This window comes from Nocardia tengchongensis, from assembly GCF_054781395.1.
Map to the genome: position 1 here is coordinate 284,355 of NZ_BAAGUM010000004.1, position 12,897 is coordinate 297,251.

At 67.1% G+C, this 12,897-nt stretch carries 13 protein-coding genes; 2 read left to right on the forward strand and 11 right to left on the reverse strand.

Translation table 11 applies throughout. The annotated features are described in order from the left end of the window. Nucleotides 1-56: 56 nt before the first annotated feature. Entirely contained in the window at nucleotides 57-827 is a 771-nt protein-coding gene (locus ACYVKL_RS06460; RefSeq protein ID WP_379169113.1) for an SDR family NAD(P)-dependent oxidoreductase, read from the forward strand. A gap of 173 nt (nucleotides 828-1,000) precedes the next feature. Then, entirely contained in the window at nucleotides 1,001-1,213 is a 213-nt protein-coding gene (locus ACYVKL_RS06465; RefSeq protein ID WP_357199395.1) for a hypothetical protein, read from the forward strand. A gap of 11 nt (nucleotides 1,214-1,224) precedes the next feature. Here the strand turns inward: ACYVKL_RS06465 and ACYVKL_RS06470 are convergent, their stop codons facing one another. The 11 genes from ACYVKL_RS06470 to ACYVKL_RS06520 all read right to left on the reverse strand — a co-directional run bounded on the left by ACYVKL_RS06470 (nucleotide 1,225) and on the right by ACYVKL_RS06520 (nucleotide 12,860). Next, nucleotides 1,225-1,434 carry a DUF397 domain-containing protein gene (locus tag ACYVKL_RS06470; protein WP_379169115.1) on the reverse strand — a complete coding sequence of 70 codons (210 nt, stop codon included), beginning with the start codon at nucleotides 1,432-1,434 and terminating at the stop codon, nucleotides 1,225-1,227. Next, on the reverse strand, nucleotides 1,431-2,321 hold the full coding sequence (locus ACYVKL_RS06475; RefSeq protein WP_379169117.1) for a helix-turn-helix domain-containing protein: 891 nt from the start codon (nucleotides 2,319-2,321) through the stop codon (nucleotides 1,431-1,433). Before ACYVKL_RS06475 ends, ACYVKL_RS06470 begins: the two co-directional genes overlap by 4 nt. A gap of 440 nt (nucleotides 2,322-2,761) precedes the next feature. Beyond that, a complete protein-coding gene (alc, locus tag ACYVKL_RS06480; protein WP_379169119.1) occupies nucleotides 2,762-3,784 on the reverse strand; it encodes an allantoicase in 1,023 nt (340 codons plus the stop codon). A 154-nt stretch (nucleotides 3,785-3,938) separates the two neighbouring features. Next, on the reverse strand, nucleotides 3,939-4,736 hold the full coding sequence (locus ACYVKL_RS06485) for a hydroxypyruvate isomerase family protein (RefSeq protein WP_379169121.1): 798 nt from the start codon (nucleotides 4,734-4,736) through the stop codon (nucleotides 3,939-3,941). After that, nucleotides 4,733-5,116, reverse strand: a complete 384-nt coding sequence (locus ACYVKL_RS06490; protein ID WP_379169123.1) for an allophanate hydrolase-related protein — start codon at nucleotides 5,114-5,116, stop codon at nucleotides 4,733-4,735. Before ACYVKL_RS06490 ends, ACYVKL_RS06485 begins: the two co-directional genes overlap by 4 nt. 35 nt (nucleotides 5,117-5,151) lie before the next feature. Beyond that, complete coding sequence (locus tag ACYVKL_RS06495; protein ID WP_379169125.1) at nucleotides 5,152-6,267, reverse strand: XdhC family protein; 1,116 nt, start codon at nucleotides 6,265-6,267, stop codon at nucleotides 5,152-5,154. A gap of 2 nt (nucleotides 6,268-6,269) precedes the next feature. Further along, nucleotides 6,270-7,706: an NCS2 family permease gene (locus ACYVKL_RS06500; protein ID WP_379169127.1), complete on the reverse strand. Its 1,437-nt coding sequence runs from the start codon at nucleotides 7,704-7,706 to the stop codon at nucleotides 6,270-6,272. A 129-nt stretch (nucleotides 7,707-7,835) separates the two neighbouring features. Then, complete coding sequence (locus ACYVKL_RS06505) at nucleotides 7,836-10,169, reverse strand: xanthine dehydrogenase family protein molybdopterin-binding subunit (RefSeq protein ID WP_379169129.1); 2,334 nt, start codon at nucleotides 10,167-10,169, stop codon at nucleotides 7,836-7,838. Beyond that, on the reverse strand, nucleotides 10,166-11,518 hold the full coding sequence (locus ACYVKL_RS06510) for an 8-oxoguanine deaminase (protein WP_379169131.1): 1,353 nt from the start codon (nucleotides 11,516-11,518) through the stop codon (nucleotides 10,166-10,168). The genes ACYVKL_RS06505 and ACYVKL_RS06510 overlap by 4 nt, the downstream gene beginning before the upstream one ends. Next, a complete protein-coding gene (locus ACYVKL_RS06515) occupies nucleotides 11,515-11,988 on the reverse strand; it encodes a (2Fe-2S)-binding protein (RefSeq protein ID WP_357199366.1) in 474 nt (157 codons plus the stop codon). Before ACYVKL_RS06515 ends, ACYVKL_RS06510 begins: the two co-directional genes overlap by 4 nt. Continuing rightward, a complete protein-coding gene (locus ACYVKL_RS06520) occupies nucleotides 11,988-12,860 on the reverse strand; it encodes an FAD binding domain-containing protein (protein ID WP_379169133.1) in 873 nt (290 codons plus the stop codon). The genes ACYVKL_RS06515 and ACYVKL_RS06520 overlap by 1 nt, the downstream gene beginning before the upstream one ends. Between the last annotated feature and the right edge of the window lie 37 nt (nucleotides 12,861-12,897).

Below are 12,897 nucleotides of genomic sequence, written 5' to 3' on the forward strand. Positions count from 1 at the left end.
CTTGCTTGGTTCCGATCCGTTCGCTATGAACTGGTAAAGGCAATCGAGGAGGAACCGTGAGCGACTTCGGCCACCGAGCAGGTGCGGCACTGGTACTGGGCGCGAGCGGTGGACTGGGCGGGGCGTGCGCGCGGATGCTCCTCGAACGTGGCAGTGACGTCGCGCTGACCTACTTCCGATCGCCGAGTTCCCTCGACGGACTCCTCACCGCCGCCGCGGAGACCGGCCGCCGGGCCCGGACCTGGCAGCTCGATCTCTCCGACGCCGACCAAACCGGTAAGGTCGTCGCCCAGGCAGCCGCAAAATTCGGCGGCCTCCACACCCTCGTCTATGCCGCGGGACCGCATGTGCCGATGCGGCATCTGAGCAAGGTCGCGCCGGCCGACTTCCGCGGTCAGATACTCGACGACGTCTCCGGATTCTTCAACGCCGTGCACGCCGTCCTGCCGCACCTGCGGGAGAGCAAGGGCAGCATCGTCGCGATCACGACCGCCGGAACCGCGCGGTTCCCGGTCAGGGACGGCTTGTCCATCGCACCCAAGGGCGCCGTCGAAGCGCTGGTGCGCGGAATCGCCGCCGAGGAAGGCAGATTCGGCGTTCGCGCCAACAGCGTGGGCCCCGGGATGACGACCGATGGCATGGCCGACCGGCTGATCAAGTCAGGCGATCTGGACAGCCAGGCCCTGGAGGTCACCAAGAACAACATTCCGCTGCGCCGGTTCGGCGATGCGCAGGACATCGCCGAAGCGGTCTGCTTCCTCGCCTCGGACCGCGCCGATTTCATCAGCGGACAGAAGCTCGATGTCGACGGCGGCTACGGCGTCTAGCGACACCACCCCCAGCCCGCAGCCGGCCTGACACCCGCGAGTGTCCACACCGACCAGAGGGCCAGAAACTTTTCAGCTATCACTCTCTCGATGTTAACGTTGCTTCTCACAGCCTGTTTCTAACCAGCTTCCACTGGTTTTCTCGGAACCCGCTAACTCGAGGAGTCGGTCAGATGCTCAAGGGAATCGCCCGTTCGGCAGTCGTCACAGCGATCGCCGTCCCACTCGTCGCCCTCGCCGCACCCTCGGCATCCGCAGACCAACCCGTGGCATCGACCGTCGACCAACCCGTACTGACCAATGTGGACGCGCCCTACATTTCGATCAACATCTGCCTGCACATCCCGACACCCGGATCCGCCACCCTGGACTGGTGCTGGCCGTAACCGGAAGTCGGCTAGCAGTCCCACCTGTCGACGCGCAGGGCAGCGATGAAGGTGGTCCACTCGGCGGCGCTGAACGCGAGGACCGGGCCGGCAGGGTTCTTGGAGTCGCGGACGGCGACCTCACCGCCGAGGAGGAACGCCACTTCGACGCACTCGGTTTGGCCGCTGCTGTAGCTGCTCTTGAACCAGCGAACCGGCGATGGTTCGGGGGCGGTGCTCACTGTGCATAGCTCCTTGCTGCGCGCCTGAGGATATCGCGGGTCCGGGTCTCGTCGAGTGTCGAACGTCTTATGGCAGCGGCGATTTCATGATAGCGCCGCACATCGTCGGCATCTTCCATGTAGAGATCGGGTTTGCCGGAGCCTTCGAGATACACCAGCGGTGGCGCGATCGGGCGACGCCTGCCGTCCGTACCGAAGTCCAATATCACGAACGCGCCGTGGAAAAGACCCCAAGCACAACCTGCCGAATAGGGATGCAGTCGAACCGACACGTTCGACAGTTTGCTCAGCTCCGCCAGGTGCCGAAACTGTGTCGCCATCACACGCGGGCCGCCCACGACGCGGTGTAGTGCCGACTCGTGAAGCAGCACCTCGAGTTTCACCGGATCGGTCCCCCGCGTCAGGATCGATTGTCTTTTCATACGCAGCTCGACCCGGCGTTCGATTTCCTCCGCGCTGCTGTCCCGATAGAACCCGCCGATCAACGCTCGCGCGTAGTCCGGTGTCTGTGTGAGACCGATGACGATCTCGTTGTAGGCGGCTATTTCGCGGGCCGACGCCGCGAGACCGACATACATCGTGAAGGTCGAATCTCCGTAGAGCCCACCGAAGGTGGTGTACCAGGACGATGCCTGGGCTTGTTTGGCCAGCTCCACGGTGCGATCCGTATCGGCGTTGCCGACGTCGTAGAGATCGCACAATGCCTGCACATCTCGAATGCGGAGCTTCTTGACACCGCCGGTCTCGATCCGGTGCAACGCGGTCTTGCTGAGCTCCACGAGCTGCGCAGCCCTCTCCATCGAGAATCCTCGGCCTTCACGCGCCTCGCGAAGGAAGCGACCGAGTTGCCTACGGGGCAGCGTTGTCGGTTGGTCGTCGTTGGTCATAGCGGCACTCGCATCCCCCGGTATTTCGGAACGAAGCACACTCCACTGCGGACCGAAGATTACGCCGGAATCGGAACACGTCCAGGCCGTTTGAACCAGATACATCCGAAACGTCCGAATCCCCTGTTCCATCGAATCGCCCGTGGTGTGCTGGACCTTGACCAGCACCCGAATGACGGGAGGTTCCAACAATGTTCGGGCTTCCAGCGACCGGCCACACCGCCCTAGCGGTGATGAGTGAAGATGCGGCGAATCAGGCTCTACGGGAACATGCGGAGTGTCCGATCACCGTGTGCCCGGCCAAGTTACAGGCCAAGACCTATCTGGTGCGGATCGGCAAGCGCCCGATGCGTCCGCCTCGGGGGAGCTGAGATGGACGTCTGTCGAGCCGGGAGCCGCCGACCCCTCATCGGTCAGCGGCCCCCGGCTCGGGCGGGTGGTCAGGACCAGCGGGTATTCAGGGTGTTTTCGCCTGCGGCGGTGAGGGATCCGAGGATGCGCAGGCGGGCGATGCCGCCGTCAGGGTAGATGTCTACGCGCGCGTGCGTTGCGGGACGGCGGGATTCGGCGCCGAGGCGGATGCGGTGCGGGGTGTCGGGCTGGACCGCGGTGGTGGGGAGCAGGTCGAACCAGGCGGGGTCGTCGGCGGGCGGGACGGGCGCGCCGTCGGGGAGGTCGATGGCGCGCAGCCGGACTTCGGCCGGGGCGTTGAACACCAGGTTGGTGGTGTCGATCTCGATCAGCTCGGGGACGCCCTGGGCGGCCAGGGCGAGCACGGCCCAGTCGTTGCCGTCGTCGCGGCGGCGGCCGGTTTCCCAGCCTTCGGACTGGTTGCGGGCCAGGCCGGGGGCCAGCATGTTGTCGGGGGCCGAATAGAACATGTTGGAGCAGCCCAGGGTTCGGGCGCCGTTCTCCAGAGCGGCCAGGTCGACGGTGAGGCCGATCAGCAGCGCCGGGTCGGGGACCACGTCGCCGTGGACGCGGATGCGGGCGATGCCGCCGTCGGGGAACATGGTCAGGCGCACGTGGGTGAAGACGCCGTCGGAATCGACCGGGAACTCGTGCTTGGCGTCACCGGTGAGCGGACTCTTCTCCACGACCTCCACCCACTCCGCCGAATCCAGTTCGGCCACCGTGGGATAACCGCTCACCCGGCAGGCCTGCACCGAGGCGAAGGGCGGGTAGTTGCCCTTGAACCAGGCGGTGTCGATGACGACGCCGCGGATGCGGCCGGGCATGCCCAGGCGGATGATGGCCCAGTCGTTGCCGGGTTCGTTACGGCGCCGGCGGGTTTCCCAGCCGTCGTATTCCTGCCCCTTGGTGCCGAAGGTCTCCGGGGAGAACTTGGGTTCCCAAGGGTGGATGAGGTTTTCGCGCTCCTCGAAGGATTCGTCGCTCGCGGCGACGACGGCGGCGCGGTTGCTGCGCACGGCCAGGTCGGGCAGGGCGGTGAAATCTGACATATGTTCTCTCACTTCCTATTTCGTGAAGGAGAGTCGGATCGCGGGTCCAGCACCGACAGCTGCACGGTGAACCGCTCCACCACCCATCCGTCGGGTAGCGCGGATCCGCAGTGTCCGTGCGATGTCCACGTCATCGGCCCGGCCGGCGCGCTGCTCACGCGATCCAACTCCAATCATTGTCGGGATCCAGGTATTCCAGCCCGATCCAGCCGTCGTATCCGGCGGTGTCGAGGGCGGCGAAGAGGGCCTCGAAGTCGAGGGTGCCGGTGCCGGGGCGGCTGCGCGCGGGCGCGTCGGCGATCTGCACGTGGCCGATCCGATCGGCGTAGGTGGCGATCACGTCGAACAGGTCCTCCCCCATGCGGGCGAGATGGTAGAGGTCGCACAGGAATCGGAGGTTGGGCTCGCCGACCTCCTCGATCACCCGCACCGCGTGCGCGGCCGAGACGATCGGGTAGTCCGGCGACTCGGTCGAATTGAGCGCTTCCAGGACCACCTGCGCGTCGATCCGCGCGGCGGCCCGCGCCGCCAGCCGCAGGTTCTCCAGCGCCAGCTCGTCCTGGACCCGCGGGTCGACCCCGGCGATCCGGTTGCCGTACAGGGCATTCAACGACCGGCAGCCCAGCCGTTCGGCGATCCCCGCGGTGACGTCGATATTGTTGCGGAACTCGGCCTCGCGGCCGGGCACCGACACCAGCCCGCGGGCGGCGGGCACCAGGTCGATGAAGTTCAGCCCGATCAGTTGCACCCCGGCGTCGGAGACCGCGGTGACGAACTCGTCGACCTCCTTGTCACCGGGCACCGGGTTCTCGCCGAAGGGCCACCAGAATTCCACGGCCTCGAATCCCGCCGCCTTCGCCGCCGCCGGACGTTGCAGCAGCGGCAGGTCGGTGAACAGGATCGAGCAGTGCACGTCGAATTTCCGCAGGTCACCGTCGGCGGTGTACTTCATCGGGTCGATTCCTCCCTGTAGGTGTGCCAGCTGCCGTAATCGGTGATGTCGATCAGCTGCGGGTCGGAAATGACCGGTCGCCGCAACAACATGGACAGCACCGAGCGGTTGTCGTCCAAGGCAATCACACCGAGTTCCAGCTCCGGCGGCTCGGCCGGGAGCAGCCGATTGCGCAGCACCTCCATGGGCACGTCGAACAGCTCGCCGGTGATGGGCGCGCCGCCGTAGGCGACGGGGTGCAGGGCGGGGAAGCGGTCGCCGACCGAATAGAACCGGTACTGCGCCGCGGTGGTGACCTCCCCGGCGCAGGGCGCGCCATCGAGCAGGTAGTTCAGGGGTTCGCCGCGCATGGCACCCCCGTTCAGGAAGATCAAAGGCATAGCCGTGGGCTCCTCAGCAGTCGGTCGGGGCAGGGTCAGACGGAGATCCGCAGGCCGTCCGGGGAATCCGGCACGGTCACCTCCGGCACCGCGACCGCGTCGCGATGGATCGGTCCGCCGTGGGAGCCGAGAGGCACTCCGGTACCCCCACGGCGGACCGCCACGATCTCGGCGGCGATGGAGACGGCCGTCTCCTCCGGGGTACGCCCGCCGAGATCCAGTCCGATGGGCGACTTCAGCCGCGCCAGTTCGGCATTCGTCATCCCGACCGCACGAAGCCGCTGGAGACGGTCCTCATGCGTGCGCCGGGATCCCATCGCACCCACGAACGCCACCGGCAGGCGAAGCGCCACCTCCAGTAGCGGCACATCGAACTTGGCGTCGTGAGTGAGTACACAGACCACGGTCCGGGCATCCACCCGGGTCCGCGCCAAATACTTGTTCGGCCATTCCACGACCACCTCGTCGGCGTCGGGGAAGCGCGCGGGAGTCGCGAAGACCTCCCGCGCGTCACACACGGTGACGTGGTAGCCGAGGAACTTGCCGATCCGGGCCACCGCGGCCGCGAAGTCGATCGCCCCGAAGACGATCATCCGCGGCGGCGGCACATGCGATTCCACGAAAACGGACACTTCGTCGTCGCCGCAGCCGATGGTTCGCACCGCGGTCGCGCCGGCGTCGAGCATGGCCTGGGCCTCGGCCACCACGCGTTCGTCGAACTCGTGGCCGGAACTCCACCAGGTGCCCAGCGCCATCACGGCGCCGCTGTCGAGGTCGCGGACCATGGCCACGGCCTCCCCCTCAGCTCGCAGGACCTGCTCCACCGCGTCACGGTTGGATTCGGTCACCGACTGGACGAACACCTGAATCGTTCCGCCACAGGTCAATCCGACCGCGAAGGCGTCGGTATCGCTGTAGCCGAAGGTCTCCCGGATGGTGGATCCGGTAGCCAGCGACTCGCGGCACAACTCGTAGACCGCACCCTCGACACAGCCGCCGGAAATGCTTCCGATGACGGTGCCGTCGGCATCCACGGCCAGGGCCGCGCCGACCGGCCGGGGCGCTGAGCCGCCGATCCCGATGATGGAGGCCACGGCGTAATCCTTGCCCGCCGCATGCCATTCCAAGAGTTGTGCCGCGATGTCGCGCATGACTAGCCTCCCAGGGCCAATTCGATGCCGTTGATACCGAAGTAAGCGACGAACACGACGCTGACCACGGCCACCAGCCAATGGATTTCGCGGTACTTCCCGCGAGCGAGCTTGATCACGGTGTAAGCGATCAGGCCCGCGCCGACACCGTTGGTGATCGAGTAGGTGAACGGCATGAGCACAATCGTGATGAAGGCCGGCACCGCGACCTCGAGATCGTTCCAGTCGATCTTGCGGGCCTGCGTCATCATCAGCGCGCCGACCAGCACCAGGGCGGGAGCGGCGGCCTGAATCGGCACCACGGCCGCGATCGGGGTGAAGAAGATGGCGGCACAGAACAATCCGCCGGTGATCACGCTGGCCAGACCGGTACGGGCGCCCTCACCGACACCCGTCGCGGACTCGACGTACACCGTGGATCCCGCGCCGCCGGACAGACCGCCGACGATCTGGGCCACACCGTCGGTGGTGAGGATCTTGCCCATGTCGGGCACCTCACCCTTCTCGTCGGTCAGACCGGCTTCGTCGCAGACGCCGAAAACGGTTCCCATGGCGTCGAAGAAGCCCGTCAGCACCAGCGTGAACAGCACCACGGTGGCGGTCACCGCACCCGCGGTGGCGAAGCCGCCGAACAGGTCGATGTGGCCGATCAGCCCGAAATCCGGGCTGGCGAACAGCGATTTCGGCTTCTCGGGGACCACGGTCCCCCACGCCTTCGGGTCGATCCGGGCCATGGCGTTGACCGCGATGGCCAGCAGCGTCGAGAGGGCGATGCTGATCAGGATCGCGCCGGGCACCTTGCGGATGAACAGCGCGAGCATCAGCAACAGGCCGATCGCGAAGATCACCGTGGGCCAGCCGGCCAGATGCCCGTCCACGCCGAGCGTGACCGGTGGGCCGCCCGGTGCGCCGTGACCGACGACGCCGGAGGACACCAGCCCGATCATGGCGATGAACATGCCGATGCCGACGCCGATGGCGTTCTTCATGGCCAGCGGAATGGCGTTGATGATCATCGTCCGCAGGCCGGTCGCGGCCAGGATGACGATGACGATGCCCATCAGCACCACCAGACCCATGGCCTGGGGCCAGGTCATGTGCGGCGCGGCCTGATAGGCGACGACGGGGACCAGTCCGAGACCGGCGGCCAATGCGAGGGGCACATTGCCGACCAGGCCCATCAGGACGGTGGTCAGACCGGCGGAGAAAGCGGTCGTGGTGGTCAGCTGAGCGATGCTCAACTTGTCCCCGTGCGCGTCCGCGACGCCGCCGAGAATTAGCGGGACCAGCAATATGACATACGCCATAGCGACGAATGTGGTGATGCCGCCACGGATTTCGCGGGTTATGGTGGTCTTGCGCTCCGATAGCCTGAAGAACTTCTCGAGCGCGGACCCCCCGGTTTCCGGGGTGGTGATCGGTGATTGAGTCTGGGTCATGGCTGCCCTCCTATGGGCGTAGCCGACCAACGGCCCGGGGGTGCTGGGGTATCCCCGGGCCGCGGATTCGGTGTTGTGGGGTCCCTACCGCGCGCCACCCTCTGGTGAGGCGCGGTCTGCCCCTGTTAGTCAACTGTTCCGGATGATGTCTTCCGGACGCACGGGCACGCGGTTGATGTTTCCGGTGCCACCCCGCTTGCGGCAGGCATCGCGAATCGCTGCGGCGATCGCCGGTGTGGAGGAGAGAGTGGGCGGTTCACCCGCGCCGCGCAACCCGTAGGGGGCGTGCGGGTCCGGGTTCTCCAGGATCTCCAGCTTCTGCGGGGGTGTATCGAGAATGGTGGGAATCAGATAGTCCGTGAAGGACGGGTTCCGCACCTTGCCGTTGGTGACCTGAATTTCCTCCATAACCGCCAGACCCAGGCCCTGAATGGAGCCGCCGTGGATCTGGCCTTCCAGCGAAAGCCTGTTCATGATCTTGCCGACGTCCTGAACAGCGTCCAGGGCAACGACTTTCACAAGTCCTAGTTCGGTGTCGACGTCCACCACGGCCCGGTGCACGCAGACCGCGAGCTGGGTGTGGCTGGAGCCCTGACCGGTGACCTTGTCCATGCCGGTGGTCGGCTGGTGGTGGTATTCGCGGGTCAGATCGATGACGTCCTCGCCGAGCACGTCCGCGATCGCCGCGACCACTTCACCGTTGTTCTTGACGACCTTGCCGCCCTCCAGGTGCATGAAGCCGACCACGTCGAACTTCTTGCGCGCCAGCACGAACAGCTCCTCGGCCACCGCCCGGCAGGCCGTCATCACCGCGCCGCCGGTCATGTACGACTGACGCGAGGCCGACGACGAGCCGGAGCTGCCGACATTGTTGTCCGACGGATGGCTGACCACCCGATCGACGGTGAGCTCGGTGCGCGCGATCTGCGCCTCGAGGGTGATCAGACCCTGACCGACCTCGGCGCCGGCGGTGTGCACCAGCGCGACCGGCTCGCCGCCGATCACTTCCAGGCGGACCCGGGCGGTCGAGTAGTCGTCGAAACCCTCGGAGAAGCAGATGTTCTTGATGCCGACGCCGTAGCCGACACCGCGGTACACGCCCTCACCGTGGGTGGTCTGCGACGCACCGCCGGGCAGGTTGCGGATATCCGAAGTATCGATCGACTCCGGCATTTCCATGTCGCGCAGGCTGTCGAGCATCTCCACCAACGGAGTCGGCGCGTGCACGATCTGACCGGTGGCCAGCTTGGAACCCTGCGACACCACGTTGACCTGGCGGACCGTGACCGGGTCCATGTCCAGGGCCTCGGCGAGCTTGTCCATCATCGACTCGTGGGCGAAACACGCCTGCACGACGCCGAATCCGCGCATCGCGCCGCACACCGGGTTGTTGGTGTAGACGCCGTAGGCGTCGATCTCCAGGTGCGGGACCTCGTAGGGGCCCAGCGCCAGCGAGGCGGCGTTGCCGATCACGTTCTGGGTGGCCGAGGTGTACGCGCCGCCGTCGAGGACGATGAGAACCTTGGCGTAGGTGAGCTTTCCGGTCGCGGTCGCGCCGTACTCGTAGCGCATGCGGGCCGGGTGGCGGTGCACATGCCCGAAGAACGACTCCTGGCGGTTGTACATCATCTTCACCGGCTTGCCGGTGCGCATGGCCAGCATGCCGGCGTGGATCTGCATGGACAGGTCCTCGCGGCCACCGAACGCGCCGCCCACACCGGACATGGTCATCCGGATCCGGTCCTCGGCCAGCCCCAGGCAGGGGCCGATCTGGGTGAGATCCCAATGCAGCCACTGGGTCGCGACGTAGAAGTCGAGGGAGCCGTCCTCGTTGGGGATGACCATGCCGGACTCCGGGCCCAGGAAGGCCTGGTCCTGCATGCCGACCTCGAACTCCTCGCTCACCACGACGGTGGCCAGGGTCTTGCCGATCTCGATGTCGCCGGCGCGCACCGGCTGGTAGCGGGCGATGCCGCCGCGCTCCTGCACGGCCAGTCCGACCGGGTCCGCGATCACCGCCATCGGGTCGGTGATCGGGTCCAGCACTTCGTATTCCACCTCGATGGCGGCCACGGCGCGGCGGGCGATCTCCGGGTGATCGGCGGCGACCAGGGCGATGGCCTCGCCGTGGTGGCGCACCTCGCCGAAGGCCAGCACCGGCTGATCCCAGGTGTGGTCGAGGCCGTAGACCTTGCGGCCGGGCACGTCCTCGTGGGTCAGCACGGCGTGCACGCCGGGCATGGCCAACGCCTTGCTGGTGTCGATGCCGATCAGCTTGGCGCGGGCGTGCGGGCTGCGCAGGGTCGCGCCCCACAGCATGCCGTCGATCCACAGGTCCGAGGAGTAGGCGAACTCGCCCTTCACCTTGAGGGTGCCGTCGGGGCGCAGCGGGCTCTCACCGATGCCGCCGTTGCCCGGGATCGCGACGTCCGCAGGGAACCGAGTGGTGCGTGCGATGGTCATCGGTTCTCCTGCTTCATGATTCGCTGCCGCGCGGCGACGCCGTTCTGCCCGACCTGATCGTGCGGCATGGTCTTGAGCTCGTCGTTCTCCACGACGGTGTTGCCGCCCACGAGCAGGCGCGCCAGCGGCGGCTGCGGGCCGAACACCAGCGAGCACACCGGGTCCTCGATGGCGGCGCGGAAGCCGTCCACCTTCCAGACCGCGATATCGGCGAGCTTGCCGACCTCGAGCGAACCGATCTCGTGCTGGCGGCCCAGGTTCCGGGCGCCACCCAGGGTGCCGACCTCGAGGGCCTGGCGCGCGGTCATGGCGCGGGGGCCGTGCACGGCGCGCTGGAACAGCATGGCCTGCCGCATCTCCCCCGCCATGGAGGTGAGCTCGGAGGAGGCCGCGCCGTCCACGCCCAGGCCGACCGGGGCACCGGCGGCGAGCAGGTCCATCACTCGCGCGATACCCGCGCCGAGGCGGGCATTGGAGGTCGGGCAGTGCGCCGAACCGGTGCCGGTCTTGGAGAACGCGGCGATGTCCTTGTCGTGCAGGTGCACCGCGTGCGCGAACCACACGTCGTCGCCGAGCCAGCCCAGCTTCTCCATGTATTCGACCGGGGTGCAACCCATCTGCTCGATGCAGTGTTCTTCCTCGTCGAGGGTCTCGGCGAGGTGGGTGTGCAGACGGACGCCGTGCTGCCGGGCCAGAGCCGCGGATTCCACCATCAGGCCCTCAGACACCGAGAACGGCGAGCAGGGGGCGACGGCCACGCGCAGCATCGAGTCGAACGACGCGTCGTGGTACTTGTTGATGATCTCCTCGGTGTTGAGGAGGATCTCCTCGCGGTTCTCCACCACCTCGTCCGGCGGCAGACCGCCGTGGGACTGGCCACGGTCCATGGAACCGCGGCACGGGTGGAAGCGGATGCCCAGTTCACGGGCGGCACGCACCTCGGCGTCGAACAGATCGCCACGGCCCTTGGGGAACACGTAATGGTGATCGGTGGAGGTGGTGGTGCCGGTCAGCGCGAGCCAGCCCAGGCCGGCCGAGGCCGCGCCGTAGACGATCTCGGCGTCCATGGTGGCCCACAGGCGGTACAGCCCGGTCAGCCACTCGAACAGGGTGGCGTCCTGGAACAGGCCCTGGGTGGCCCACTGGTAGAGGTGGTGGTGGGTATTCACCAGGCCCGGGGTCACCAGGCAGCCGGTGCCGGAGAGGCGTTCAGCACCCACCACCATCGGCGCGGGTCCCGCGCCGAGAGCTTCGATCCGGCCGTCGTCGCCGACGATCAGATAGCCATTCGGGATTTCGGCACCGACAACCGGTGCGATATAGGCGTTCTCGATGACGAGCTTGCTCATTTCGCCGCCGCCTTCCGCTCGGCCGCCATCCGCACGGCATCCAGAATCTTCTCGTAACCCGTACAGCGGCAAAGGTTTCCGGCCAGCGCCTCACGGATCTCGACATCCGAGGGGTTCGGTACCCGCTCGATCAGGTCGTGCGCCTGCACGATCAGACCCGGGGTGCAGAAACCACACTGCACCGCGCCCGCCTCGACGAACGCCTGCTGCATCGGGTCCAGCTTGTCGCCGTCGGCGAGGCCCTCGACGGTGCGGACCGAACGGCCCTGCACCTGACCGGCGGCCACCAGGCACGAGCACACCGGGGTGCCGTCCAGATAGACGGTGCAGGAACCACATTCGCCCTGCTCGCACGCGTTCTTCGCGCCGGGGAGGCCGACCCGCTCACGCAGCAGGTACAGCAGGCTCTCGCCTTCCCAGACGTCGTCGGCGGTTTCCTGGGATCCGTTGACGGTGAAGTCGATACGCATCAGGCCGCCCTCCTCTCCGCGGTGTAGTCGTTCCACGCCCAGCCGAGGGTCCGGCGGGCCATCACCGACAGCGCGTGCCGGCGGTAGTCGGCGGTGCCGCGCACATCGTCGATGGGCTTGGCGGCCGCACCGACCAGGCGGCCGAATTCATGGGCCAGCTCGTCGTTCAACGCGCCGCCGTTGTCCCAGTCCAGGTTCGCGGCCAGGAAGTCCTGCGCCTCGGTCGGACGGATCGGGGTGGGACCGGCCGAGCCGATGCCCGCACCGGCGGTCCGCGAATCCGCGTGCAGCGCGACGGAGAACGAACAGACCGCGATCACCATCGCGTTGCGGGTGCCGACCTTCGAGAAGTACTGCGGGCCGGAAGCGGGCTGCAGCCACACCGCGCGGATCAGTTCGTCGGGCTCGAGGGAGTTCTTCTTGACCCAGACGTAGAAGTCGTCGATGTCGATCATGCGGGTGCCGCGGGCAGCCGACTCGACCTCGACCACGGCATTGGTGGCCAGCAACGCCGGGTGCGCGTCACCAGCGGGGGAAGCGCCACCCAGGTTGCCGCCGACGGTGCCGCGGTTGCGGATCTGCGGGGAACCCACGGTGCGCGAGGCCTGCGCCAGGCCGGGCAGGCGATCCTGATACCGGTTGATGATCTTCACGAACGGGACACCGGAGCCCAGGCGGATACGGCCGTCGGCCTGCTCCTGCACCTGGAACAGCTCCCGGCACGGGTTCAGATCCAGGATGGCATCCGGACGGTGCACGTCGAAGTTCATTTCGACCATCACATCCGTGCCGCCCTGAATCGGAACGGCCTCGGGCCGTTCCGCTTTCAGCTGGAGCGCCTCGGCCCAGCTTCCCGGTTGTAGGAAATCCATTGCGTTCCTCTAGATATCGGTTCGACGCAGGTACGAC